Origin of the sequence: Agromyces sp. NPDC057679, from assembly GCF_042799635.1 — a bacterium.
In the GTDB taxonomy this organism is placed as follows: Bacteria; Actinomycetota; Actinomycetes; order Actinomycetales; family Microbacteriaceae; genus Agromyces.
Map to the genome: position 1 here is coordinate 1206368 of NZ_JBHVIK010000001.1, position 24206 is coordinate 1230573.

23 protein-coding genes and 1 tRNA gene are annotated in these 24206 nt (G+C 68.5%); 5 read left to right on the forward strand and 19 right to left on the reverse strand.

Annotated features, from left to right (window positions below; translation table 11 throughout):
* Window positions 1-38: 38 nt before the first annotated feature.
* Window positions 39-1661 carry an ABC transporter permease subunit gene (locus ACFVAJ_RS05385; protein WP_376941851.1) on the reverse strand — a complete coding sequence of 541 codons (1623 nt, stop codon included), beginning with the start codon at window positions 1659-1661 and terminating at the stop codon, window positions 39-41.
* Window positions 1662-1796: 135 nt separating this feature from the next.
* On the reverse strand, window positions 1797-3032 hold the full coding sequence (locus tag ACFVAJ_RS05390; protein WP_376941853.1) for an extracellular solute-binding protein: 1236 nt from the start codon (window positions 3030-3032) through the stop codon (window positions 1797-1799).
* Between the two features lie 242 nt (window positions 3033-3274).
* Between ACFVAJ_RS05390 and ACFVAJ_RS05395 the strand changes: the two genes are divergently transcribed.
* Window positions 3275-4927: a glycoside hydrolase family 13 protein gene (locus tag ACFVAJ_RS05395; protein ID WP_376941855.1), complete on the forward strand. Its 1653-nt coding sequence runs from the start codon at window positions 3275-3277 to the stop codon at window positions 4925-4927.
* A 246-nt stretch (window positions 4928-5173) separates the two neighbouring features.
* Here ACFVAJ_RS05395 and ACFVAJ_RS05400 read toward each other — a convergent pair whose 3' ends face one another.
* From ACFVAJ_RS05400 to ACFVAJ_RS05430, 7 genes are all read right to left on the reverse strand, one after another.
* Window positions 5174-6157 carry an endonuclease domain-containing protein gene (locus tag ACFVAJ_RS05400; RefSeq protein ID WP_376941857.1) on the reverse strand — a complete coding sequence of 328 codons (984 nt, stop codon included), beginning with the start codon at window positions 6155-6157 and terminating at the stop codon, window positions 5174-5176.
* 70 nt (window positions 6158-6227) lie between these two features.
* A complete protein-coding gene (locus ACFVAJ_RS05405; protein WP_376941859.1) occupies window positions 6228-8159 on the reverse strand; it encodes a peptidoglycan DD-metalloendopeptidase family protein in 1932 nt (643 codons plus the stop codon).
* A gap of 192 nt (window positions 8160-8351) precedes the next feature.
* Window positions 8352-9209, reverse strand: a complete 858-nt coding sequence (locus tag ACFVAJ_RS05410) for an inositol monophosphatase family protein (protein ID WP_376941861.1) — start codon at window positions 9207-9209, stop codon at window positions 8352-8354.
* Window positions 9210-9308: 99 nt separating this feature from the next.
* A tRNA-Tyr gene (locus ACFVAJ_RS05415) sits at window positions 9309-9393 on the reverse strand.
* Between the two features lie 78 nt (window positions 9394-9471).
* Window positions 9472-10818 carry a hypothetical protein gene (locus ACFVAJ_RS05420; protein WP_376941863.1) on the reverse strand — a complete coding sequence of 449 codons (1347 nt, stop codon included), beginning with the start codon at window positions 10816-10818 and terminating at the stop codon, window positions 9472-9474.
* 38 nt (window positions 10819-10856) lie between these two features.
* Window positions 10857-11705, reverse strand: a complete 849-nt coding sequence (locus ACFVAJ_RS05425) for a PH domain-containing protein (RefSeq protein ID WP_376941865.1) — start codon at window positions 11703-11705, stop codon at window positions 10857-10859.
* Between the two features lie 13 nt (window positions 11706-11718).
* Window positions 11719-11916, reverse strand: a complete 198-nt coding sequence (locus ACFVAJ_RS05430; RefSeq protein ID WP_376941867.1) for a hypothetical protein — start codon at window positions 11914-11916, stop codon at window positions 11719-11721.
* Window positions 11917-12046: 130 nt separating this feature from the next.
* Between ACFVAJ_RS05430 and ACFVAJ_RS05435 the strand changes: the two genes are divergently transcribed.
* Entirely contained in the window at window positions 12047-13066 is a 1020-nt protein-coding gene (locus tag ACFVAJ_RS05435; RefSeq protein WP_376941869.1) for a LacI family DNA-binding transcriptional regulator, read from the forward strand.
* A 71-nt stretch (window positions 13067-13137) separates the two neighbouring features.
* Window positions 13138-13626 carry a YajQ family cyclic di-GMP-binding protein gene (locus tag ACFVAJ_RS05440; RefSeq protein WP_376941871.1) on the forward strand — a complete coding sequence of 163 codons (489 nt, stop codon included), beginning with the start codon at window positions 13138-13140 and terminating at the stop codon, window positions 13624-13626.
* 27 nt (window positions 13627-13653) lie between these two features.
* On the opposite strand, the gene ACFVAJ_RS05445 is transcribed toward ACFVAJ_RS05440, so the two are convergent.
* Entirely contained in the window at window positions 13654-14676 is a 1023-nt protein-coding gene (locus ACFVAJ_RS05445; protein ID WP_376941873.1) for an alpha/beta hydrolase, read from the reverse strand.
* A 96-nt stretch (window positions 14677-14772) separates the two neighbouring features.
* Between ACFVAJ_RS05445 and ACFVAJ_RS05450 the strand changes: the two genes are divergently transcribed.
* Together ACFVAJ_RS05450 and ACFVAJ_RS05455 are read left to right on the forward strand one after the other, a co-directional pair.
* Window positions 14773-15162: a hypothetical protein gene (locus tag ACFVAJ_RS05450; RefSeq protein WP_376941875.1), complete on the forward strand. Its 390-nt coding sequence runs from the start codon at window positions 14773-14775 to the stop codon at window positions 15160-15162.
* Window positions 15153-15959, forward strand: coding sequence for an HTTM domain-containing protein (locus ACFVAJ_RS05455; RefSeq protein ID WP_376941877.1), 807 nt, complete (start codon window positions 15153-15155; stop codon window positions 15957-15959). The genes ACFVAJ_RS05450 and ACFVAJ_RS05455 overlap by 10 nt, the downstream gene beginning before the upstream one ends.
* Here the strand turns inward: ACFVAJ_RS05455 and ACFVAJ_RS05460 are convergent.
* The 9 genes from ACFVAJ_RS05460 to ACFVAJ_RS05500 form a co-directional block, all read right to left on the reverse strand.
* The gene (locus ACFVAJ_RS05460) at window positions 15943-16818 is read right to left on the reverse strand and encodes a type II secretion system F family protein (protein WP_376941879.1); all 876 of its coding nucleotides are present in this window, start codon (window positions 16816-16818) and stop codon (window positions 15943-15945) included. The two genes, ACFVAJ_RS05455 and ACFVAJ_RS05460, sit on opposite strands and share 17 nt — an antisense overlap.
* Complete coding sequence (locus ACFVAJ_RS05465) at window positions 16818-17774, reverse strand: type II secretion system F family protein (protein ID WP_376941881.1); 957 nt, start codon at window positions 17772-17774, stop codon at window positions 16818-16820. The genes ACFVAJ_RS05460 and ACFVAJ_RS05465 overlap by 1 nt, the downstream gene beginning before the upstream one ends.
* Window positions 17771-19276, reverse strand: a complete 1506-nt coding sequence (locus ACFVAJ_RS05470; RefSeq protein ID WP_376941883.1) for a CpaF family protein — start codon at window positions 19274-19276, stop codon at window positions 17771-17773. The genes ACFVAJ_RS05465 and ACFVAJ_RS05470 overlap by 4 nt, the downstream gene beginning before the upstream one ends.
* Window positions 19263-20582 carry a CpaE family protein gene (locus ACFVAJ_RS05475; RefSeq protein WP_376941885.1) on the reverse strand — a complete coding sequence of 440 codons (1320 nt, stop codon included), beginning with the start codon at window positions 20580-20582 and terminating at the stop codon, window positions 19263-19265. The genes ACFVAJ_RS05470 and ACFVAJ_RS05475 overlap by 14 nt, the downstream gene beginning before the upstream one ends.
* Window positions 20582-21340 carry a Flp pilus assembly protein CpaB gene (locus ACFVAJ_RS05480; RefSeq protein WP_376941887.1) on the reverse strand — a complete coding sequence of 253 codons (759 nt, stop codon included), beginning with the start codon at window positions 21338-21340 and terminating at the stop codon, window positions 20582-20584. Before ACFVAJ_RS05480 ends, ACFVAJ_RS05475 begins: the two co-directional genes overlap by 1 nt.
* A gap of 53 nt (window positions 21341-21393) precedes the next feature.
* Window positions 21394-22467, reverse strand: a complete 1074-nt coding sequence (locus ACFVAJ_RS05485) for a pilus assembly protein TadG-related protein (RefSeq protein WP_376941889.1) — start codon at window positions 22465-22467, stop codon at window positions 21394-21396.
* Window positions 22455-22937, reverse strand: coding sequence for a TadE/TadG family type IV pilus assembly protein (locus ACFVAJ_RS05490; protein ID WP_376941891.1), 483 nt, complete (start codon window positions 22935-22937; stop codon window positions 22455-22457). Before ACFVAJ_RS05490 ends, ACFVAJ_RS05485 begins: the two co-directional genes overlap by 13 nt.
* Window positions 22912-23121: a Flp family type IVb pilin gene (locus tag ACFVAJ_RS05495; protein ID WP_376941893.1), complete on the reverse strand. Its 210-nt coding sequence runs from the start codon at window positions 23119-23121 to the stop codon at window positions 22912-22914. Before ACFVAJ_RS05495 ends, ACFVAJ_RS05490 begins: the two co-directional genes overlap by 26 nt.
* Window positions 23122-23498: 377 nt before the next feature.
* On the reverse strand, window positions 23499-24158 hold the full coding sequence (locus tag ACFVAJ_RS05500) for a prepilin peptidase (RefSeq protein ID WP_376941895.1): 660 nt from the start codon (window positions 24156-24158) through the stop codon (window positions 23499-23501).
* Window positions 24159-24206: the final 48 nt, after the last annotated feature.

Consider the following 24206-nt stretch of genomic DNA (forward strand, 5'->3'; position numbering starts at 1 on the left):
ACCCACGCCCGTGCCGGGCACCACCTTGCGAGCGGCCATCAGTTCAGCTCCTCGAGGCTCTTGGTCCGCCGGAACGCGATGATCGAGATCACCGCGACGACGATGAAGATGATGATCGAGTACGCGCTCGCGAGACCGTAGTCACGGGTCTGGCCGGTGAACGCGACCTTGTAGACCATCGTGATCAGGATGTCGGTGAACCCGACCGGGATCGGCGCGTTCGAGTCGCGCGGCCCGCCGTCGGTGAGCATGTAGATCGTGTTGAAGTTGTTGAAGTTGAACGCGAACGACGCGATGAGCAGCGGCGCCACGGTCACGAGCAGCAGCGGCAGCTTGATCAGGCGGAAGATCGCCCACGGCTTCGCCCCGTCGACCTTCGCGGCCTCCTGGATGTCGTCGGGGATCGACTGCAGCGCGCCCATGCACACGAGGAACATGTAGGGGAAGCCGAGCCAGAGGTTCACGATGAGGATCGAGACCTTCGCGAGGAGTGGATCGGTGAGCCACGGTATGGATGCCCCGCCGAGCAGCACCTGGTTGATGAAGCCGAAGCTCTCGTTCATCATGCCCGCCCAGACGAGCGCCGAGAGGAACGACGGGATCGCGTACGGCAGGATCATCAGCACGCGGTAGATCTTGCGACCCCGCATGCGCATGTCGTTGAACACGATCGCGAGGAAGAGGCCGAGGAAGAACGTCGACGCGACCGAGATGATCGCGAACGCGAAGGTCCAGGCGGTCACGTAGAGCAGCGGGCCCGCGAGTCGCGTGTCGGTGACGGCGCGGACGAAGTTGTCGAAGCCGACCGTGATCTGCCAGCCGGGCAGCAGCTGCTCGCCGTCCTCGGCGGTGAACGCCCCGACGCCGGTGTCGGAGTAGACCGTGCCGGTCGTGAGGTCGGTCATGGTGCCGGCGGCCTCGTCGTACTCGAGCGTCGAGACGTAGAGGTAGCCGGTCGAGCCGTCGGGCGTGCGGATCGCACCGTCGTTCGGGTCGTCGGAGGCGGGCACCGCGAGCGCGGTGACCTCGTCGGTGCGCTCGAGCACGTCGGCGAACTGCAGCGTGTTCCAGCCGTCGGCCGAGACGGCGACGTCGCCGTCGAACTCGGCCCCGGATGCCTCGGTGAGCGGTTCCTCGTTGGTGCCGACGAGGGCGTCGCCCTCGGGGTCGGTCACGAGCAGGCCCAGCTCGCCGCCGCGCTCGACGACGGTGACCGGGTAGGCGGGCGAGTCCTCGACCCGCTCGAGCGAGGAGGCCATGAGCGAGGAGACGGCCTGCTCCTTGGAGCCGTTGTGGCCCGTGCCGTAGTTCGTGAAGGCGATGTACCCGGTGTAGAGGAGCACGAACACCTGGAACACGACGAGGAAGATCACCCCGGGCGTGAGGTACTTCGCGGGGAGCTTGCGGCGCGAGAAGTAGATCCAGTTCACGAGCGCCGTGACGGCGGCGACGATGACGAGCACCACCCACTGCTCGTGCAGCGCAAGCACGAACACGGCGTACAGCGCGAGCGCGTCGACGAGGCCGAGCGCCAGCAGCTTGATCAGCAGCACCTTGATGCCGCCGGAGGCCTGTTCGGCGATGCCCGCAGCGCGACGCTGCTGCTTCGTCTGCTTCGGCGGCGCGTCCTCGCGGACGTCCTCCTCGATCACGGTGCCCATGTGCCTGTCTCTCTCATCGTCGTCGCTCGGTGATGCAGCGCGAACGTCGGTCGAGCAGGGAGCGGAGCGACCGTATCGAGACCCCGTCGAGGGCCTCGATACGGCGCTGCGCGCCTACTCGACCGACGTCGTCGGTCAACCTGCGTCGATCGCGGCCTGCACGTCGGCGGCGAGCTTCTGCCACGTGGCGACCGGGTCGGCACCGTTGATGATGGCGGCCTCGGCGATGCCCCAGTACTGCCACACCTTGCCCATGGCGGGGATGGCCGGCATCGGCACGGCGTCGGCACCGACGGCGGCGAAGCCCTCGATGATCGGGTCGCTCGAGGCGGTCTCGGCGGCGGCCGAGTTCGCGGGGAGGATGTTGCCGGCCTCGAACAGCTCGAGCTGCGTCTCTTCACTGCCGAGGTAGTTCACGAGGAAGTCGTTCGCGGCGACCTTGTTCTTCGACTCGGCCGAGACGAAGAAGCCCTTGACGCCGGCGAACGGCTGGGTGGCCTCACCGGTGGGGCTCGGGGTCGGGTCGATCGCGACGTTGATGCCGGCGTCGACGGCCGCGCCGACGTTCCACGGTCCGGTCAGCCAGAAGGCCGACTTGCCGGTGAGGAAGCTGTCCTTCGCGATGTCACCGTCGATGTCGGTGTTGAACGCCTTGGTGCCGTTCTTGCCCTGCGTGCCGAGCCAGGTGGCGAAGGCCTCGCCGCCGGCGTTGCCGAGCTGGAGGTCGTCGGCGTTGTAGCCGTTCTCGTCGCTGCCGAAGACGGGGGCGCCGAACGCGGTCTGGAAGGGGTAGAGGTGGTACGGGTTGCCCTCGGCGCCCTGCTCGACGACGAACGGCTGCGTGAGGCCGGCCGCGGTGCCCTTGGCGAGCATGTCGTCGAAGCTCGTGGCGGCCTCGGGGACGAGGTCGGCGTTGCGGAGCACCGCGATGTTCTCGACCGCGTAGGGGAGCATGTAGGTCGTGCCGTCGTAGGTCGACGCGTCGACGGCCACCTTGAGGTAGTCGGCGGCCGAGTCGCCGAGCTCGATCGGGGCGACGACGCCGTTGGTCGAGAGCTCGCCGAGCCAGTCGTGGGCGCCCATGGTGATGTCGGGGCCCTTGCCGGTCGGAACCTGCTGGATGAAGTCGTCCTTGATGTCGGCGTTGTCCTTGCCGACGAGCTTGACGTCGACGCCGGTCTCGTCGGAGTAGGCCTTGGCCGCGCCCTTCAGCGCGTCGACGCGCTCGGCGTCGACCCAGACGGTCAGCGTGCTGCTCGCGCTCGACTCCGTGTCGGAGCTGCCATCGGCACCGGCGCAACCGGCGAGACCGAGCGTCGCGACGACCGCGACCGCACCGGCCGCAAGGAGGCTCTTCCTGTTCACCCTCATTGGTGTGTCCTTCTCAGTGTGCGTGAGATCGGCGCCTTCGCCTGGTGGCTCGAACTGCACACCGCCCGAAAGGCCGTTCTTCCCTGTGTCGCTCGCGATTGCAAGCGATTACAGGTATACCCTGCTTTCCTCTCAACGCCAAACCGGCCGAACTCTATCGATACCGGTTCGTGATGATCGAACATCCTGCGATTCCTGCAAGCGTTTCCACGGTGTATCAAGAATGTCGTACAGTTTCCGTCATGACTTCCGAATGGTGGCGCACTGCCGCGATCTACCAGATCTACCCCCGTTCCTTCGCCGATGCGAACGGTGACGGCATGGGCGACCTGGCCGGCATCACGGCGCGCCTCGCCGACCTCGCCGAGCTCGGCATCGACGCGATCTGGCTCTCGCCGTTCTTCACCTCGCCCCAGAAGGACGCCGGCTACGACGTCGCCGACTACTGCGACGTCGACCCGCTCTTCGGCACCCTGACCGACTTCGACGCCATGGTCGAAGAGGCGCATGCCCGAGGCATCCGCGTCATCGTCGACCTCGTGCCGAACCACTCGAGCGACCAGCACGACTGGTTCCAGGCGGCGCTCGCGGCTCCCGTCGGCAGCGCCGAGCGCGCCCGCTACCTCTTCCGCGACGGCCGCGGCGAGAACGGCGAGCTCCCCCCGAACAACTGGGAGTCGGTCTTCGGCGGCCCTGCCTGGACCCGCGTCACCGAGGCCGACGGCACGCCCGGCCAGTGGTACCTGCACCTCTTCGACTCGTCGCAGCCCGATTTCGACTGGACCAACGAGGAGGTCCGCGAGGAGTTCCGCCGCATCCTGCGCTTCTGGCTCGACCGTGGGGTCGACGGCTTCCGGGTCGACGTCGCGCACGGCATGATCAAGGCCGACGGCCTGCCCGACTGGTCGCCCGCCGCCGACGCCGGCAGCATGGGCGGCGGAGCCGAGGCCGAGGCCGTGCCCGCGCCCTACTGGGGCCTTGACGGCGTGCACGAGATCTACCGCGACTGGCGCGCGCTGCTCGACACCTACCCGGGCGAGCGCATCCTCGCCGCCGAGGCGTGGGTCGACCCGCTCCCCCGCGTCGCGCAGTGGGTGCGCCCCGACGAGATGCACCAGGCGTTCAACTTCGCCTACCTCGAGACGCCGTGGCAGTCCGACGCACTCCGCCGCGTCATCGACGACTCGATCGCCGCCTTCGCGGCCGTCGGCGCCCCCTCGACCTGGGTGCTCTCGAATCACGACGTCGTGCGCCACGCCACCCGGCTCGCGCTCACCGAGCCGAACCCGCAGGGCCACGGCGTCGGCCCGCGCACGCCCGGCCTTGGCGACCCCGCGACGGGCCTTCGCCGCGCCCGCGCCGCGACCGCGCTGATGCTCGCCCTGCCCGGCTCGGCCTACCTGTACCAGGGCGAGGAGCTCGGCCTGCCCGAGGTCATCGACCTGCAGGACGACGCCCGCCAGGACCCGACCTGGTTCCGCACGAACGGCGAGCGCTACGGTCGCGACGGATGCCGCGTGCCGCTGCCCTGGACGGCGTCCGCGCCGTCGTACGGCTTCGGCCCCACCGACGCCGCGTGGCTCCCCCAGCCCGCATCATGGGCGTCGTTCGCCCGCGATGTGCAGCGCGACGACCCGGCGTCGACCCTCTCGCTCTACCGGTCGCTCCTCGCCGCGCGCCGCGCGCACGGCCTCGCCTCGGGTTCGCTCGAGTGGCCGCTGGGCGAGACCCCCGAGGTGTTGTCGTTCCGCAACGGCGACGTGGTCGTCGTGGCGAACACCGGGTCGGCACCCGTGGCGCTGCCCGCGGGCGAGGTGCTCCTCGCGAGCGGCCCGCTCGACGAGGCATCCGCCCAGCTGCCCGGCGACACCACCGTCTGGCTGCGCGCCGCCTAGCGGCCGCTTCTGCCGCTGCCGCGCGGCAGCCGCACCTCCGCACTTTTCAGGATGAGAGGGCCGATGGGCCTGACTCAAGGTGTATCCACCCCCTCGTCCTGAAAAGCGCGGCGACACCGGGCGGGGCTGCACTGGGGCACGGGCGCTCGCTCCGCACTTTTCAGGACGAGCTGGCCGATGACCCCGTCACTCGGCCCATCCGCCCTCTCGTCCTGAGAAGTGCGCGTGGCCGCGCCCGGATCGGCGTCAGAACTCCGTCCGCTTGTGCTGCGGAAGCGCACGCGCGGCGAACTCGAACGCCTGCGCACGGTACGCCCACCGGTGCTCGCCGCGGGCGATCACGGCGAGCAGGTGTTCGCTCGTGGCATCCCAGTGGCTCGTCACCATTCGGTAGCTGAGGCGGAGCACCAGGTAGCCGCGGATTGCGAGCTCGAAGTCGCGCCGGCGATCGCTCTCGAACTCGTCGTCGCCCGAGTGGAACTGCGACCCGTCGACCTCGATGACGAGGCGATCGCCGACGAGCAGGTCGACCCTGCCGACGCCGGCGATGCGCACCTGGCTTCGATGTCGGATGCGGTGGGTGCGCAGCAGCATGCGCGCCTTCGTCTCGATGCCCGATTCCGATCCGGCGTCTGCCCGGTCGATGATCCAGTGGCGCGAGCGCAGACCGAGCTCCCGGACGACCTCCAGTTCGCGTGCCGAGAGCACCGCAGAGGAGAGTGCGGAATCCAGCGCTGCGATCACGGCGTCGGGTGCGGCGCAGTTCAGCATCTCGGCGAGTGCGAGCGTGAGCGGGTCGACGACCGCAGTCGGAGCGGGATCACTGCGGTGATGCACGCAGACCCGGTCTCGGTCGCGGTCGAGCGCGCGGGGCCCGGCCGCCTCGGGATCGGGTGCGCGGAGTCGCGAAGCGCCACGTGCGACCCGCACGTGCAGGGTCGGGTCGTCGGGTACGCGGATGCCGTGCATGCGAGCGACGGTCGCCGCGGTCGCGACCCCGCCGACCCGCACCGCCCGGACGACATCGGGATTGGCGTTCGGTGTTGCGACCCAGCCGCGACGGACGCGCGCGACGACCCCCGCGGCGACCGCGGCATCGACGGCGTGGCGCGAGAGCCCTGCATCGGCGATCCGCGCGACAGAGCAGACCCCGCCTGCAGCCGCCACGGTCGAGACGACCGCGGGAGAGCTCGACGCAGCGGAGGCATCCGCACGGGACAATGTCGGCATGCCTCGAGTCTCGGCGTTCGATCACCCGCCGATCGCGTGACGACCGGATCTGTGGAGAAACGCGGACGAGCTAGTTCGTGTTGGCGTAGAGCCACTCGAGCGGGTCGACCCACTCGCCGTCCATGCCGCCGATGCGGATCTCGAAGTGCAGGTGGGGGCCGGTCGACATACCGGTGTTGCCGGTCTCGCCGATGACGTCGCCGACCTCGACGGTGTCGCCGATCTCGAAGAGTCGCGAGCCCTCGATCATGTGGGCGTAGACGCTGACGATGGTCTGCCCGTCGATCTCGTGCTGGATCATGATGACCGTGCCGAGCGACCCGCCCGAGTCGGTCGACTCGACGACGACGCCGTCGGCGATCGACTGGATGTCGGCACCGTAGCCCGGGTTGAAGTCCTGGCCGTGGTGGTCGCTCGAGCAGCCCGCGCAGTCGCGGTAGCCGAACTGGTCGCCGATGTGCACGCCGACGGCGAACGGCCATTGGACCGTGCCGGCGGGGTTGTTCGTGAAGGTCGCCTCGGCGCGGATGCCCGCGGCCTCGGCGTACTCCTCGATGGTCTGGGTCTTGTACCCCTCGCTCTGCACGCCCTGGGCGAGCACGCCGTCGTTGATCTGCACGCGCTGGCCGTCGATCGTGATCGTCGACGCGCCCTCGAGGGCCATGGCCTGCACCTCGGCGGGGGTGAGCAGCGACAGCGACGGCACCGAGGTGGCGACGGCGAGCATCGCGGCGAAGCCCATGGCGACGACGCTGGCGATGCTGCGGGTGCGGTTGCGACGCTGGGCCGGCCGCGCCGGCTGCGGGGCGGATGCCGCGGGGCGGGCGCCGACCGCGGCCTGACGGCCGGTGGCGCGCGATGCACCGGACGCACGGCGGGCGGATGCCGCGGGGTGCGACTCGGGGCCGCCGTCGCGCGAGCGACGGTCGGCGTGGTCCGCGGTGAGGGCGTCGGCCTCGGCACCGGCGGCGGCGATCATCGCGGCGAGCTCGTCGCTCTGCCCGACGGCGCCGCGCGGGGCGAGGGGAATCTCGGTCGACGCGGCGAGCACGTCGGGCCGCGGAATCTGCACGACGACCGGTTCGGTGCGCGGCCCCGCGGCGGCTCCCGCGATGAGCGACGCGAAATCGGCGGAGGCGGTCGCCGCAGCGGCCGCGGTGGCGGCTCCGCCGGCGAGCGGCGCGGCGGCGGAAGCGGAGGCGACTGCGGGAACAGCGGCCGCGGCGGCACCGCGGCGCACGCCGTGGACCTCGGGCTGCGCCTTGGAACCGAAGCGGCCCTTGCCGGCCTTGGCCTGCTTCTCGGCCTTGCGATCGGCGCGAGCGCTGCGGTCAGCCCGACCCGATCGGCGGCCGGCGTCGGCGACGTCGTCGGCCTCCGCATCGCCGAGCCCGGCGAAGAGATCGTCGAACCCGGCGGGCTCGGATGGCGCGGGCTGGGGCTTCACCGCGACGGGCCGCTCGGCGGGCTCGGCCGCGGCGGACATGACGGAGGCCGAGCGACGGGCGACCGGGTGGTCGATCGGCTCGGCCTCGGTGGGCGTTGCGGGGGTGGAGCGGCGACGCGTCGGCTGGGCTTCGGCGACGGGAGACGAGGTCGGGGCGTTCACGCCCGAGAACAACTCGTCGAAGCTGGGATGGACCGGCTGCGAGGTGGCCACGGGCTGAGCCGAGGCGTATCGGGCCTGTGCGGGCTGTGCGACCTGCGGCTGTGCGGCAACCTCGCCCGCGACGGCGGCGGTCGGCTGCGCCTGCCAGGCGGGCCGGCTCTGTGCCTGCGGCATCGGTGCGTGCGACTGCTGCTGCACCCACGCGGCCGGCGCCGCGGCATCCGCCCCGGTGAACTGCGCGGGGGCCTGAGTGCCGCCGTTCGCCGCTGCTGCCGACCGTGCCGCCTCCGCCTCGCGTTCGCGCAGCTCACGACGGGTCAGGGGTCGCTCGGGCCGCACTTCAGCGCGGGTGCCTGGCGTTGATCCGTCGGGCACGAGGGGGGACTCGAGCACGTGTAGGGGGCTTTCGGCGTCGGGGGCGAGAGTTCGGTCGAAGGAGGTGCTCATCTCGGCGGCGCGCGACGAGATAACAGGTTGGTAAAGACTACCCGGAATCAGCGGTGAACGCCACGCGAAACCGCGGGATCCGTCGCGCGAACGGTCGATGAACGGCCGTGTTCCGCGTCATCCCGGGCATCGCGGGTCTCAGGCTCCTGCTCCGGCGGCGGCGAGCGCGGCGACGAGCTGCTCGTAGAGGCCGGGCGCTGCGGCGACGACGAGTTCGTCGCTCTCGCGGCCGCCGCGTGCGCCGCCGACCAGCGCTCCGGCCTCGCGGGCGATGAGCGCGCCGGCGGCGTGATCCCACGGCGCCAGTCCGCGCTCGTAGAAGGCATCGAGCCGGCCGGCCGCGAAGGCGCACAACTCGAGTGCCGCCGAGCCGTTGCGTCGCACGTCGCGCACCTGCGGGAGCACCGCGAGCAGCACTTCGGCCTGCTCGCGCCGACGCTCGGCCGCGTACCCGAATCCGGTGCCGACGAGTGCGTGGCCGAGCGGCACGCCGGTGTTGACCTGCAGCGTCTGCGATGCGCCGACCGCGCCCGCTCCCTGCCCCGCGCTCAGCCGCGCTCCCCCGCCGGCGCTCGCCTCGAACACCTCGCCCGTCGACGCGTTCACGACGACGCCGACGAGGGCGTGCCAGCTCGACGGCTCGGCGGGCCCCTCGACGACGGCGATGCTCACGGCCCAGCTCGGCAGCCCGTAGAGGAAGTTCACGGTGCCGTCGATCGGGTCGACGACCCAGGTGAGCCCGCTCGTGCCGATGCGCTCCGCGTCCTCCTCGCCGAGGATGCCGTCGTCTGGCCGGGCGGCGAGGATGCGCTCGCGGATGAGCGCCTCGGTGTCGCGATCGGTCGCCGTGACGATGTCGGTCGGCGTGGACTTGGTCGCCGCGACCTCGACTCCCGCGCGACGCGCCCGGGCCGCGAACTCCGCGGCCTGTACGGCGATGTCGCGTGCGAGCGCGAGCAGTTGAACGAGGTCCACGGATGCCACGTGCCCGGTCATGCCCTCAAGCTAGCGCGGCCCGGACGCGCGTGCATCTGTCGCCGCGCGCCGGAGCGGCACCCCAGGAACACGAAAACCCCGGCGAACCGGGGCTTTCACTGGTGGCGAGTGAGGGATTCGAACCCCCGAATGCTGAGCAGTCTGATTTACAGTCAGATCCCTTTGGCCGCTTGGGTAACTCGCCGTCGCACCCGACCACGTTCTGCACACAACCGGGGGCCTGTCAAGGATACCCGCCGAGGCCCCGTGGCGGAAATCGAGCTCAGGACGGGTCCGTCGGGCCCGACGGCGGGCCTGTCAGCGGGCCCGACGGCGGGCCGCTCGACCCACCGTCGGGGCCGGCCGACTCGGGTGCGGCGCGTCGACGCCGGACCGCCGCGAACACCACGGCGGCGGCTCCGGCGAGCAGCACGCCGGCCGCGATCGCGATGAACGGCGCGACGTTCGCCCCGGACTCGGCGAGCTCGCCGGTCGCGGCCGGCGCCGCGGTCGCCGGAGGCGGCGAGGCGGGCGGCGACGACGGCGGCACGACGACGACCGGCTCGACGGTGATCGGCGGCACCTCGACCTCGGCCTGCGAGCCGTCGACGATCACGGGTTCGGGCGGCGTGTAGCCGGCCGGGGGCACGACGACGAGCGTGTACTCCTCGGCCTGCGGGAGTTCGATCGTGAAGCCGCCGTTCTCGTCGACCGGCACCTGCAGTTCTTCACCCAGGACGTCGCGCACGGGTTCGCCGTCGGCGTCGTCGACCGCGACGACCGTTCCGGGCGGCGGCGGCGCTCCGCCGTCGAGCACGACGGTGCCGGTGATCGTCGTCTTCGTCGCGGCGGCGGCGAGCCACAGCTGGTACGACGGCGAACCGTTGACGGCACCGTAGAGCAGTTCGATGCGGCGCACGGCGGGGTCGGGCCGGAACCCGAGGTAGGCGCCCGCCGTGTCGTCGAAGTTGCCGACGAGCGTGCCCTCCACGAAGTCGATGCCGAAATCGTTGAGGGTACCCGTGGCCACCCAGCGCGGGACGTCGGTGAACGGCCCCGGCCCGGTGCACGTGCTCGGCTTCGGCGACCCGGCCGCGCAGTAGTTCGCTGGCGTCATCGCACCGAGCGCGGTGACTGGCAACTGCACGCCGGCGTCGTCGAACGCGGTCACGAACACCCAGTCGGCGTCGACGTCGCCGAGCGCGAAGCCCCAGTCGTCGCCGCGCGTGGCGCCCAGGTCGACGACGGTGCGCGACGGCGGCGGGTTGTCGGCGGCCGGCGGAGTCGGCGCGAGCGATCCCGTCTTCGGCCTGATCGTGAGGTACGGCTGCAACCGGCTCGACCCGTACTCGGTGCCGAAGTCGGTCGAGGCGTTGAGGAACGCGCTCGCGCCCGACGCCTCGGTCAGGGTGATGGAGTCGCTCGTGACGCTGATCGGCCCCGCGAACCCGGTCGACGCCGGGAGCATCCCGGTCGCGGTGAACGCGCCCGCCGTGCCGCCGACCGTCCAGTCCGCGTATGCCCCGATCTCGGTCGCCGGGTCCACGGCGCTCGCGGGCGCGGCAGCGCCGACGAGCACGAGCCCGATGATCCCGATTCCCCCTGCGAGCGACTTCCGTCGATTCGACATTCCGCCATGCTCGCACACCGGTCGAGCACGGGCCACCCTCAGTTCGACGAACGCCACCAGGGCATCTCGGCGGTGTCGTTGTGGTCGCGCGCGCCGTCGGGCTCGGTCGACGACTCCCCGGCCCGCGCGGCGCTCTGCCGCTGCTCGTACGTCGAGAGCCAGCCCTGGTGGCCCTGCGGCGCGGTCGCCTGCACCGGCACCGGCTCGGTGATGGGCTCACGGGCTCCGCCGGCGTCGCGACCGCCACGAGCGTACTGCTCGCGGTCCCACTCCTCGCGAGCCCGGGCGCGCTCGTCGAGCGCGGCCTGCTCGGCCCGCGCCCGTTCGGCGCGCTCCCGCGAGATGCGCGCCGGCTCCGAGCGGCGTTCCTCGGTGGTGGGACGGGCGCCGCCCCCGCGCAGGCCGGCACGCTGGATGACCCGCTGGATCGTGAGTCCGCGCTGGTTCGGCGCGGCCACGAAGCGGATCTCGCGCAGGCCCTGGTCCTGCGCGGCCGACTCGAAGATGAAGTGCCCGTAGTTGAAGATGCGCCCGAGGATCGGCACGTGGACCGAGATGTCGAGGATTCGCGCGATCGGCATCGTCGCGATGCGCTGCGAGAGGATGCCGTGCACGCGGAACACGCGCATGTTCGTGATGACGAAGCGGTCCATGCGCCGCCCGAGGATGCGCCAGCCGCCGTGCAGCACGAGGAAGAGCGCGAGGAAGAACGGCACCCAGTACAGCTGCGACGGCAGCCAGGCCAGCAGGAGCAGCACGGGCACGGCCGCCGCCATCTCGAGCGCGGCGAACACGTTCGACGCCCAGTGCTTGCGCACCTCGTCGATGATCACCTCGCCGTCGTCGGCGATCAGGTGCCGCTCGACGTGCGGATCGAACAGGCTCACGGCGCGCTCCGGGCTATGACGAGAGCGAGGTGAAGAACGTGACGACCGATCCGGCGGCGTTGAAGACGGCGTCGACCGCGCCCTGCACGGCGTTGGCGGCGTCTTCGGGCCGGGTGATCAGATAGAACGCGGCGAAGACCACGACGAGGCCCAGGACGATGCGCTTGACCCACTTCACGGTTGCGGTTCCCTTCGAGTGACGGATGGGCATGCCGACCACCCCTCGGGCAGACCCTGACCAAGGCATTCTTGCCTGAACCCGCCGTTCGAGACAACGCGCCGCGCCGCACACGGGCGGGTGCGAACGGTAGGATTCCAACCGATTACGGGGAATGAGGGCCATGGCCGGCATCGAAGAGGTCGCGAAGCTCGCGGGGGTCTCGACCGCGACGGTCTCGCGCGCTCTCAGCGGCCGCGGCCACGTCTCGCCCGGGTCGAAGGCGAAGGTGCAGGATGCCGCGGCCCGCCTCGGCTACGTCGTCTCCTCGAACGCCTCCTCCCTGGCCTCCGGCCGCACCCGCAACATCGGCGTCGTCGTACCGTTCCTCAACCGTTGGTTCTTCTCCTCGGTGCTCGAGGGCGCGCAGCAGGCGCTGCTGCGCCGCGGCTACGACCTCACCCTCTACAACCTCTCGGGCGACGGCCAGGAGCGCTCGAGCGTGTTCGAGCACTTCCTGCTGCGCCAGCGCGTCGACGCGGTCATCGCCGTGTCGCTCGAACTCACCGAGCCCGAGGTCGCCAGGCTCCACGAGCTCGGCAAGCCGCTCGTCGGCGTCGGCGGACCGATCCCCGGAGTGCGCACGCTCACGATCGACGACGTCGCCGTGGCCCGGCTCGCCACCGAGCACCTCATCGGCCTCGGTCACCGCCGCATCGCCCACATCGGCGGCGACCTCGAGTTCGACGTCGACTTCCACCTGCCGACGAACCGGCGACTCGGCTACGAGGGCGCGCTCCGCGACGCCGGCCTGGAGCCCGATTCGCGCCTCTTCGCCCCCGCCGACTTCACCATCCGCGGCGGCTACCACGCGACGAAGCAGCTGCTCGGCGCGCCCCACGACCGCCCGACCGCGATCTTCGCCGCGTCCGACGAGATGGCGATCGGCTCGATCCTCGCCGCCCGCGACCTCGGCCTCGTCGTGCCGCGCGACGTGTCGATCGTCGGCATCGACGACCACGACCTCTCCGACTTCTTCGGCCTCACGACCGTCGCCCAGTTCCCCCGCCTCCAGGGCGAGCAGGCCGTCGACATCCTGATGGACGCGCTCGAGCCGCCGGCCGACGCGACGTCCGCGCCCGCCGCGACCCAGCTCCCCTACGAGCTCCGCGTGCGATCCTCGACGGCCCGCCCGCCCGAGTAGCGGCGAGGATGCCTCGCGCGTGCGCCGTGGCATCCGTTCGTCTGATTTCGCGCCTCGGTAGACTGACCCGCATGGCAGATTCAACGTTCGACATCGTGAGCAAGGTCGACCACATGGAGGCCGAGAACGCCGTCAACCAGGCGCGCAAGGAGGTCGAGCAGCGCTACGACTTCAAGAACGTGGGCGCGTCGGTCGAGTGGAGCGGCGAGAAGATCCTCCTGAAGGCGCAGACCGAGGAGCGGGTCAAGGCCGTGCTCGAGGTCGTCGAGTCGAAGTTCATCAAGCGCGGCATCACGCTCCGCGCGCTCGACACGGGCGAGCCGTACGCGTCGGGCAAGGAGTTCCGCATCGAGATCTCGCTGAAGAACGGCATCGACAGCGAGAACGCGAAGAAGATCTCGAAGATCATCCGCGACGAGGCGCCCAAGAGCGTGAAGAGCCAGATCCAGGGCGACGAGCTGCGGGTCTCCTCGAAGAGCCGCGACGACCTCCAGGCGACGATGGCGCTGCTCAAGGGCAAGGACCTCGACGTCGCGCTGCAGTTCACGAACTTCCGCTGAGCGGAGTGCGCTCGGTGCCCGGCTGCGTCAGCGCCCGGGACCGTAGCCGCGCAGCCAGCGGGTGATGTCGGCGTAGGCCTCGCCTCGCACCGGCTCGCGCGACAGGAACACGTCGTGCAAGGCGCCGTCGATGCGGGCCACGGTGACCGACGGCCCGAGCTTCAGCGCCCGCTGGGCGATCTCGTCGACGACGAGCACGCTGTCGCTCGAGCGCATCGCCTCGTCCCACCTGGGGAGGATCGTCGACCGGGCCGACAGCAGCGTCAGCACGGGCGCCCCGACGTCGATGCCCGCATCGACCGTGGCATGCCCCGCGAGGATCGCCATGAGCCAGGCCGGCGAGGTCGCGAACCCGCGATCGGGCCGCCACGCGTGCTCGTACTCCCACTCGCCGCCCTGCTCGCGCGCGACGGCGCGGGTGTAGAAGCCGAGGTCGACGTTCGGCAGCGGCGCGAGCGGGTGCACGCGCGCCCCGAGCTCCATCATCGGTGCGATCGCCTGCCGACCCACCTTGCTCAGCTGGAACTCGAGCCACGGACTGTTCAGCACGAGCGCCGCCACCCGACCCGGGTGGCGCGCGGCCCAGAGCGACAGCGTGAGCCCTCCTGTCGAGTGCCCGATCAGGATCAGCGGGCGGCCTGAGGCCGAGCCCGAGGCATCCGGCTGCCCCATCGCGGCGAGCGCGGCCGCGATGTCGGCATCGTAGGTGGCGAGGTCGGCGACGAATCCGGGCACCTGTCCGGGGCGAAGACTGCGTCCGTACTTGCGCAGGTCAAGCGCGTAGAAGCGGGCGCCGAGGCCCGCCCAGTACTCGGCGAGTTCACGGTTGAAGAAGTAGTCGCTCCAGCCGTGCACGTAGAGCACATCGGCCCCGGATGCCGCGCCGCGCGTGAGCCGCGGCCGCCACCTCGGGCGGTACCGCACGAGGGTCGCGACGACCTCGCCCTCGTCGTCGCTCCCGACCGGGAGCGTGAGCTGCTCGAAGCGGTCACCGAGGAGATCGGGGCGCCAGGTCTGAGGCTGGGCGGCGGCGTCATTCGGATCGCTCACTGCTCCCCTCCCCTGGGCCGTGTCGGGGTCAGCCTATCGAGGGTGCCCCACCAACTGGGCATTGGCGAGTCGGGCACGGCGTCCTAGCGTGTGACTGTGCACGACCCGAATGTCGACCCCACTGCGGGCGAGCAGCGTGCGACGACGACAGCACCCCCGTCTCGTCGCCGCGCTCCCCTCGGTACGCTCGCCGTCATCGCTGTCATCGGCCTGCAGGTGACGGTTCCCTTGATCGCACTCCTTCAACCCCCGCCGCAGAAGCTCGGGTTTCAGATGTACTCGGCGCTGGGAGGTGTCACGGCTTTCACGATCGACGCCGAAGGAGCCGAACATCGCGTCGATGATCTCGAGCGGATCGTCGCGAAGAACCGTCCCGAGATCGACTGGCTGCCTTCGTTGCCGGAGGCGATCTGCGCGGCCGAGTCTGCTGCGGTGAGTGTGCGAGTCGAGCAGTCGGGTCGGTCGAGGAGCCTCACGTGCGACTGACCGAGATCCGAACCGACGCTCGGGCCGTCGCCGTCGCCCGGATCGGGCTCGGAGTAGCCACGGTCTTCAACGCGGTCGAGGCCTTCGCGATACTGGATCGGATCCGAGGGGGCCTGCTCGCCATGCCCGTCTTCGACGCCGCGCCGCGAGTCGAGACACCGCTACTCGCAGCCTGGCTCATGGTCGCGGTGGCGGCAGGAATCGCGCTGGCGATCGGATGGCTGACGACGCCGGCGGCGATCGTCACCGTCGCGCTGAACGTGGCGATCCTGCTCTGGGACGAGCAGGTCTACAGCAGCCACCGGTGGCTCGCCACCCTCCTGGTCGCCTATCTCGCCTTCGCTCGATCCGACACGACCTGGTCGATCACGCATCGCAGATCCGACGCCACTGTCCCCTGGTGGCCGCAACTCCTCATGATGAGCCAGCTCTCCGTGCTGTACCTCTTCTCAGCGCTGAGCAAGATGAATCCGTACTTCATCACCGGCGCGCCGCTCTCGAAGTGGGTCTGGCTCGATCTCCCATGGCAACTGTTCTTCATCGCGTCCGTGCTGACCGTCGGGGTCGAGCTCTTCATCGCGATCGGCCTCTGGTTCAGAGCGAGCCGGCGGTTGGCCGCACTGCTCGGCCTGGGCCTCCATGCCTCGATCGTGGTGCTCATGAACAACGAGACGTTCGCACTCATCGCCTTCGCGATCACCTGTGTCTCGCTCTATCCGCTGTTCTTGCGACGACCGAGCCTCCGCCACCGGGACGAGATTCGGCCGACCGCGGAACAACTCAGTTCGTCTGGCTGAATGCGCTGATGATCCCGATGACCGCGGGAGCCATGACGACGATCATCAGCACAGGCAGCAGGCAGAAGATGAGCGGGAACAAGATCTTCACCGTGACCTTCTGCGCCTGCTCCTCTGCCCGCTGCCGACGTTTGAGGCGCATCTCGCTGGCCTGAACCCGGAGGACGTCGCCCAGCGCGATTCCGTACGCGTCCGCTTGAACCACCGCTCGAGCGAACCGCTTCAGATCCTCGGAGTTCGTCCGGTGTTGCAGTTCGAGGAACGAGTCCCGGCGCGTCCGGCCGATCGACATGTCCTGCAGCACCCGGATCAGTTCCTCAGCGAGCGGGCCTCTGCCGTTGCGAGCCGATTTCGCCATCGCCGCGTCGAATCCGAGGCCGGCTTCGACCGCGATCGTCATCTGGTCGAGGGTATCCGGAAGGGCGTGATTCACCGCGGTTTGCCGGTCATGCGCGCGGCTGTTGATCAGGACGTCAGGGAGGGAGAAGGCGATTCCGACGATGACCACGACGACGATCACCTTGAGCGGCTGGATATCGCCCGCAGAGAGGAAGACGATGCTTCCGGCCACGGCCACGAGGGTCAGCACCGCTTTCCACACGAGGATGCGGGTGACCGTCCACCCGGAAGGGCGCCCCGCGAAGGAGATCTGCCGCTCGAGCCAGGCGATGTACCCGGTCGGAGCCACAGCGACGAATCGCGTGCCGATCGTCGACTGCTGCAAGACGGGCGCGGGAGCCGGCACCTCGCCATCAGGCGTAGCGATCGCCGTTTTCGGCTTCGCCGGGAAGAGAAGGAACACGAAGACGCCGAATGCGAGGGCGGTCAACGCGATGATCAGCACCAGGATCGCGTTCATCAGAATTTGACCTTCACTGCGAATGACACCCAGATGATGCCCACGATCATGAGTACGAAAGCGACAACGAGCGAGATGATGCCGAGCACGGTCTGAAAGAGCACGCTGACATAGCTCGGCCGTGTGGCCAGCAGCAGGAAGAAGACCACGATCGGCAACGCCACCAGGATGATCGCGGAAAGACGGCCCTCCGCTGAGAGTGCGCTCACCTGACGTCGGATCTCGTTCCGTTCGCGGATCGTCTTGCCGACCTGATCGAGGACCTCCGCGAGGTTGCCGCCCGTCTCCTGATTGATCGAGATCGCTTGCGCGACCCATTCGAAGTCCGGGCTGCTCATGCGTTGGGCTGTCGTCGCCAGAGAGTCCGCCAGGCTACGACCCAGACGAGTCTCATTGACGACACGGGAGAGTTCCTCTCGCATCGGGGAGTCCGTCTCGGCAGCGACGGCCCCGAGCGCCCGACTCAAGCCATGCCCGGCTCGAAGTCCACCCGCGATCATCTGAACCGTGTCATCGACCTGCTCGGCGAACTTCGCGCGGCGCTTGGAGGTTCGGGCGATGAGGTAGGCCTTCGCCAGCAGCGGCGTGACCGCAGCGAACACCAGCGCCAGCACGACCGAGGTTCCGCTCGACAGACCGAGTAGCGCGCCGATCAGGGCGAGAACAGAGGCTGCCGACCCGACGAACACCAGGAACGCAGGAGGGTCAACGGTCAGCCCTGCCCGCGAGAGCTCCTCGGGGCCGAACATTCGAGAGGTGCGCTTCGACGCCGCGGAATCGAGCACGCTCACCGTTCGGTTGGCGATTCTCGTGAGACCTGAAACGTGTTCCTCACCGGGGGCGAGGCGGCGATCGCGAGCGATTCTGGGCGCCGGTGGAGCGACGGCGAAGAAGAGCAGCACCAGCATCGCGAGAAGCGCGATCGTGATGCCCGCAATGAGCAGAGCCGGATTCATCGGATTTCCCCGAGGATCTCGTCGTACTGCACCTGGAACAACGACATGGGCAGCGCGATTCCGTGGTCGGCGATGCGTTCGGCGAACCTCGGGCGCACCCCGGTCGGCTCGATCCGCCCCATGAGCCTGCCCTCAGAGTCGTACCCGGCTGTGTAGTCGAAGCTGAAGGCGTCCTGAAGCGTGATGATGTCACCTTCCATGCCGTGCACTTCGGTCACACTGGTGATTCGGCGAACGCCGTCCTTGTGGCGGGTGATCTGAACGATGACGTCGATGGCAGAGGCGATCTGTTCGCGGATCGCCCGCAGCGGGAGGTCCATGCCCGCCATGAGGACCAGGGTCTCCATGCGTGAGACGGCGTCTCGCGGCGAGTTGGCGTGCAGGGTCGAGATCGAGCCCTCGTGGCCGGTGTTCATCGCCTGCAGCATGTCGAGCGACTCCGCACCGCGGACTTCGCCGACGACGATGCGGTCGGGGCGCATACGCAGCGAGTTGCGCACGAGATCCCGAATCGTGATCTCACCACGTCCCTCGATGTTCGGTGGCCGAGATTCAAGGCGAACCACGTGGTCCTGCTGGAGCTGGAGTTCGACCGCATCCTCGATGGTCACGATTCGTTCGTCGCCCGGAATGAACGCCGACAGGACGTTCAACAAGGTGGTCTTGCCTGTTCCGGTGCCGCCGGAGACGAGAATGTTGAGCTTCGCTCTCACCGCCGCGTCGAGAACGGTCGCAACCTCGCGGGTGAGCGTGCCGAATCGGATCAGATCGTCGACGGTGTACGGCGTCCCGGCGAACTTTCGGATCGTGAGCGACGATCCATCGACAGCGAGCGGAGGGATGATCGCGTTGACGCGGGAGCCGTCTTCGAGACGCGCGTCGACGAGCGGAGATGACTCGTCGATACGTCGACCGACGCGTGAGACGATTCGCTCGATGACCCGTCTGAGCTGGGGCTCGCCCGTGAACCGGAATGCGGTCTCCTGAAGTCGGCCGAAGCGTTCGACGTAGATCTGGTCGAAGCGGTTGACCATGATCTCACTGACCGAGTCATCTTCGAGCAACGGTTCGAGCGGGCCATACCCGAGTACGTCCGCGCCGATGTCGTCGATCAACCGATTGCGCTCTGCTGTGGTGAGCGCAAGCTGCTCGGCCGCGACGATCTCCGCGAGTTCCTGCCGGGCCAGCTGGTGGAGCTGTTCTTCCGTAAGCGAAGAATCGTTCAGCCGGGTGCCGATCCGACCGAACAGCTCCTGAGCGGCCTTCTCCTTCACTTCCGCCAACGGATCGACGGGAGTCGTGCGCATCGGCTCTCGCCGCCGCTGCTGCTGGGCCAAGACCGATCCGTCGCCTGCAGCACCGACGGGAGGCACATACGCACTCGTCGCCGCAGTCGACTCGACCGACCCGCTGGGCCCCTCGACCCCGGTGCTCGGCAGGAGGTCGGGGGCTTCTCCCGGCTGCTGCGCACGAAGGGCGTTCAGCCGATCATTCAGGTTCATTCGATCGCCGCCTTCTCTGGATTCTGCTTCGCTTGGGGAACGCCTCGGGCGCGATGCGGAGCACGATCGACCGGATCGCCTTGGCGGCTGGATCGCGCACGTCATCGTGGATGAGAGGAACTCCCCGATTCGATGCCAGCAACACGGCCGACGACTTGGGCACCTCGATATCGACCGGCGCGCCGATGATCTTCTCGACGTCCTTGATGGTGAGCCCGCTGTTCTTGTCCGTCTGGTTCACCACGATGTGGCGATTGCCGGGCATGAGCCCGACCGTCGAGAGGAGCTCGAACTCTGTCCGGAGCGCCCTTAGGCTCGGCACCCCCATGTTCGTGACGAACACCGCGTCGGTGACGTGCTCGAGCGTGACAAGTGTGTGTTCTCCGAGGCCGGGCGTCGTGTCGATGACGACATATCGGAATGTCGCTCGCAGTCGGTCGATGAGCCTGGCGAGCGCCCCCGGTCGGATCTGGTCACCGAGCTCGGGCGAAGGCGCACTCGCCACGACGAAGAATCCGTCGGCGTGGTGCGTGAGCGTCGTCTTGAGCACGATTTCGTCATCAGCCGCATCGGAAACGGCATCGACGATCGTGCGCTCGGGCTCGAGTGCCAGGGCTGCGGTGATATCGCCGAACTGCAGGTCTGCATCGACGAGAACGACCGAGTTCGGTGAGATCTCGGCGAGTCCCGTCGCGAGGTTGATGGCAATCGTCGTCTTTCCCTGCCCCCCTTTCGGAGCGACGACGGCAATCGCCTCGGTCGGCACGCCCGCCTCGAGCGGCGGAAACTCCCATTCGGGAGGCGCAGGCTCGACGGGGGTGGCCGGGGAGGGCGGCTTAACTCCAGCCTCGAGTTCCGACTCGTCCCATGTGCGCTCGAGATCGGAAAGCGCGATCGAGGCCGGGGCGTCGAAGTCGCCCGTCTCAGCATGCCCGTTTCCGACCAGCCAAGACCCGAGCCGATCGAGCAGTGCGACGGTTGTGTCGTCGGTAGCGTCGGGATTCAGCACCGCATGGAGAGCGAGTTCATCGACCCAGTCTTCAAGGTCCGAACGCTGTTCACGCACGACGATGAGCCCGAGATGCGGGTGCTTCGCGGTGAGGGCCTCGACCAGTCCCTTCGTTTCCTCGTAGTTGAGGACGGGGCCGAGCAGTGCGATGCGGGGAGATTCCGGGATTCTGCTCACCACGGATTCCGGCCCGAACGTCAGGAACTCGCCCGGGATCACGGCAAGCCGATCGCCGAGTAGATCCCGCATTCGGGTCTCGTACTCGGCGGAACGGCTGACCAAGACGTAGGCGGTCACTAGAACGCGTTGCTTCCTGTCACCGGCGAGGTGCCGCTGTTCTCGGTCTTCTCGTTCTCGAGTGTGAGCCACATCTGTGCATAGCTCGCGGCCTCGCCTTCGGTGAACCACACCCACCGCTCGATGTCGTGAGCGCTGAGCGCGATCGTCACCATGATGCTGTCTGCAGACCGCTGCTCTGCCTGCGCTTCCTCTTCGTCGGGCTCAACGGTCACCGCGCCCTGCACCTTCGTCACGAGAACTCCGTGGAAAGCGAACTGGGTGATCGGATTGACGACGTCCTCCTGATCACCTTGCTCGTCCGGATCCACCGTTCCGACGAGCCCGATCTTGTCACCGGCGCGCACCTGGCCACCCACGACGCGGTCGGCCGGCAAGGTGAACGAAATGAGCTGCATCCCGTCGGGAATGACCACATCGCCCCGCGCCGCCAGCTCGAGCGGGTCCACGAATCGCGCCGAGAGCAACTGCTCCCCCGGGAGCACTTCAGCATCAGCGACCAGGCCATCGAGCTCGCCGAGATCGGTGACGTACCCATCGGCGAGGTTCTTCTGCGGAATCGAATCCACCTTGACGAATTCGCCGACCGCAGAGCCCGGGGTGCCCTTCGGAATCGCCTCTTGGACGATGTAGACGTCCGCCATCTCCATGCCTTCGGAGGCGCGGGCATCGGCCCCCCGCACGTACGTGACGATGATGAACGCGCCCAGAGCTGCGAGCACGAGGGCGACGATCGCACCAATGATTCGGGTCTTCATTTCGTCCGGGTCCTATTTGATTCGGGGTGAGTTGTTAGGGCTCACGTGAGTGGTCAGTCGATGAGGGAGGTCACAGGCACGGTCGGCCCGACGAACCAGTTCGGGTTCACCGTTGTGTACTCGATGAATCGCCCGTAGAACGCCAGTGAGCCCCAATCCTTCGGCCTTGTCGGGTCCTTCTTGTTGTCACAGTTGGCGTTGTAGAACGGTTCCGTCTTCGGCGAGCAGTAGTCGACTTGATCGGAGCCGTTGTCCTTGACGTGGATGCCGCTGACCTCGAACACCGCGAATTTGTCGATGCAGTATGTCTTGCCTGCCGGAGGTGTGAGAGGGGCGCAGGCTGTCGCACTGTTGTACACCGGCACATAGATCGTCTTGCCCACGAGACACGCGAACATCTTCTCTTCGTTCGACTTCAGCGAATTCGGCAGCCCCGCGAGGTTGCAACCGAGCTGAGCGACTGCCGCAGCGAGTTCCGCGTTGGAGACCGAGCATTTACCGGTGTTGCCAGTCGTGATCGTAACGAAGTCGTTGAGCGCAACGTCTTTCGAACACGAGGCGGTGCCATCGTCGAGCCAGCCGAAACCACCCGTCTGAAAACCGGGGCAGGTGACGTTATCGATCGGGATCCACGCCACCGTTCCACTCCCGCTCGTGGGAATGCTGCAGTGTCCGATCGCCCAAGGCACCACCGGTCCCTTCGTGCCGGGAACCCACTTCGCGGTCGCGTCGGTGCCGACATCCGACTGGGCGAAGCCGAGGGCCGCAGCAAGGGGGTGCGCCATCTCGAGCGTGGCCGTCGGGACCTTGACGGTGTTGGTCGTGAACGCGAGTACGCCGACCGTCGGCGCGCTCCCGATCAGGTTTCCGCCCGTGACCGTGAGTGCCGCGGTCCTCGCTCCGGCCTGGGCCGACGGCGAGGTGCAATCCGAGTTCTTCGCACAGTACTGAGCGGCCGCGAGTGCACCGGCGTCGGCCGCGTTCTGCAGCTGAGCACGTTCCGAGTACATCGCACCGACATCGACGGCGACCGCGCCGAACCCGATGAGCACGAAGATCATGAGCCCGACCAGTACGGCACTCGCTCCTTGCTCGTCACCCTTGACGCGCCTGATCATCCGATGCATGCCATCTGTCCTTTCGCAGAAAGGGTAGGCCCAAGGACTTGGGTGAAGAAGCCGGTCAGGGTCGGCATCGGGATACTCGCCGTCGTGGTCACAGTCTTAGAGGTCGCAAGCCCTGAGTCGTAGTTCGGGGCTGCGCTATCGCATCCTTGCTTGAGCGTGATGCCTGCGGAGGCGACAGTCCAATCGACCGTAGGCGCTGCTGACTTTCCGACCGCGATCGCAGCGTCTGCGGACCCCGGCGGCGTATCTGCCAGGTGGACCACGTAGTGCCTCGCCGATTCTCGCGCTGCGTTCGACAACGAGACCTGTTGATTAAAGACCCAGCCGAAATCGATGATGCCGAGCAACAGGAAACAGAGCGGCAGCAGTACAAGTGCAAACTCGACTGCCGCCGCTCCGCGTTCACGATCCCTGATCACGTGATCAGTACGCGACTGAGGTCGATCAGGTGGCAGGAGGAGTGTTGCCATTGGTGATCGCGGTGGAGACAGTCTGGAACGCAGCCTGGATCTGTCCACCGAGAGTGAAGACGATGACGACGATGACCGCCGCGATCGCCGCGACGATGAGGCCGTACTCGACCGCGGTCGCTCCTTCGTCATCGGAGCGGAGCGAGTTGATGCGCGCCTGGAGCGCGGCGTATGCCTTCAGCATGAGGGACCCTTCGGGTTATGGGACTCCTGCACTCCCCAGCGGGTGGTGCATCCCGCATGCGGGTACATGCGGTGACATGAAGGTATACAGCGCATTCCAAGCGACCTATGCCCCACTTTGGGGGTGGCATCCGGCGATTGACGCAATGAATGCCGCAGATCGGCCATTTCTCGCGCACGATACGAGAATCTGCCCCCCAGTCTGGGGGTTTTTCGGGGTACAAGAATGGGGTACACGTGTCCCCTGTGTTCGGGGTACACGTGTACCCCGACAACTGAGGACAGCCCTGCGCGGCGGGGCCTCCAGCGTCGCATCCGCCCCGACGAATACGGCGCCGGTCGCCTGCGGCTCAGCCGCCGAAACGGTAGTTCCGCCCCTCAGCCCACCGGCCCCGAAAGCAGTACCGCGACCAGCGCCCCCGCGAGCATCGACGGCCCGAACGGGATCGACCCCCGCAATGTCACCCGTTTCAGCGCGAGCGCCACGAGCGAGACGAGTCCCCCGATCACGAACGCGGCGAGCAGTGCGACGAGCCAGGGCGACAGTCCGAACCATCCGGCGAGCAGGCCGATCACGAGCGCGAGCTTCACGTCGCCCATGCCCATCGACGACGGCGAGATGAGGGCGAGCACGAAGTAGACGGCGAACATCGCCGCACCGCCGGCGAGCGCCCAGAGGAGACGCATCCACTCCCCCGTGGCCCAGGTCGCCGGCACCAGCAGCACCGCCACCGCCGCGAGCGCCGGGAACACCACCGCGTTCGGCAGCCGCTTCTCGACGAGGTCGACGATCGAGAGCACCGTCGCGCACGCGGCGAACGCGAGCAGTGACGGTAGCAGCCAGTCGAGGCCGAACCGCAGGCCGAGCAGCCCGAAGGTCACCGCGGTCGTCACGGCGGCGACCAGCCGCAGCGTGGCGAGCCGCGGCATCCGATCGCCCGTGATCGAACGCACTGACCACGCGGCCAGCGGCCACCAGCCGAGGGCGAAGCCGACCGCCGCGAGGGTGAGCGCGGTCATCGGCGCGAGCATCGGCATGCTGAGCAGCGTAGCGCCGACGCAGTGCGCAGGCGCACCGTCGTTCAC

Excerpts from the sequence above, each read along its gene's own strand:
- ACFVAJ_RS05385 (WP_376941851.1), bottom strand. The coding sequence starts at position 1,661 with ATGGGCACCGTGATCGAGGAGGACGTCCGCGAGGACGCGCCGCCGAAG.
- ACFVAJ_RS05390 (WP_376941853.1), bottom strand. The coding sequence starts at position 3,032 with ATGAGGGTGAACAGGAAGAGCCTCCTTGCGGCCGGTGCGGTCGCGGTC.
- ACFVAJ_RS05395 (WP_376941855.1), top strand. The coding sequence starts at position 3,275 with ATGACTTCCGAATGGTGGCGCACTGCCGCGATCTACCAGATCTACCCC.
- ACFVAJ_RS05400 (WP_376941857.1), bottom strand. The coding sequence starts at position 6,157 with ATGCCGACATTGTCCCGTGCGGATGCCTCCGCTGCGTCGAGCTCTCCC.
- ACFVAJ_RS05410 (WP_376941861.1), bottom strand. The coding sequence starts at position 9,209 with ATGACCGGGCACGTGGCATCCGTGGACCTCGTTCAACTGCTCGCGCTC.
- ACFVAJ_RS05420 (WP_376941863.1), bottom strand. The coding sequence starts at position 10,818 with ATGTCGAATCGACGGAAGTCGCTCGCAGGGGGAATCGGGATCATCGGG.
- ACFVAJ_RS05430 (WP_376941867.1), bottom strand. The coding sequence starts at position 11,916 with ATGCCCATCCGTCACTCGAAGGGAACCGCAACCGTGAAGTGGGTCAAG.
- ACFVAJ_RS05435 (WP_376941869.1), top strand. The coding sequence starts at position 12,047 with ATGGCCGGCATCGAAGAGGTCGCGAAGCTCGCGGGGGTCTCGACCGCG.
- ACFVAJ_RS05440 (WP_376941871.1), top strand. The coding sequence starts at position 13,138 with ATGGCAGATTCAACGTTCGACATCGTGAGCAAGGTCGACCACATGGAG.
- ACFVAJ_RS05460 (WP_376941879.1), bottom strand. The coding sequence starts at position 16,818 with ATGAACGCGATCCTGGTGCTGATCATCGCGTTGACCGCCCTCGCATTC.
- ACFVAJ_RS05465 (WP_376941881.1), bottom strand. The coding sequence starts at position 17,774 with ATGAATCCGGCTCTGCTCATTGCGGGCATCACGATCGCGCTTCTCGCG.
- ACFVAJ_RS05470 (WP_376941883.1), bottom strand. The coding sequence starts at position 19,276 with ATGAACCTGAATGATCGGCTGAACGCCCTTCGTGCGCAGCAGCCGGGA.
- ACFVAJ_RS05480 (WP_376941887.1), bottom strand. The coding sequence starts at position 21,340 with ATGAAGACCCGAATCATTGGTGCGATCGTCGCCCTCGTGCTCGCAGCT.
- ACFVAJ_RS05485 (WP_376941889.1), bottom strand. The coding sequence starts at position 22,467 with ATGCATCGGATGATCAGGCGCGTCAAGGGTGACGAGCAAGGAGCGAGT.
- ACFVAJ_RS05490 (WP_376941891.1), bottom strand. The coding sequence starts at position 22,937 with ATGGCAACACTCCTCCTGCCACCTGATCGACCTCAGTCGCGTACTGAT.
- ACFVAJ_RS05495 (WP_376941893.1), bottom strand. The coding sequence starts at position 23,121 with ATGCTGAAGGCATACGCCGCGCTCCAGGCGCGCATCAACTCGCTCCGC.
- ACFVAJ_RS05500 (WP_376941895.1), bottom strand. The coding sequence starts at position 24,158 with ATGCCGATGCTCGCGCCGATGACCGCGCTCACCCTCGCGGCGGTCGGC.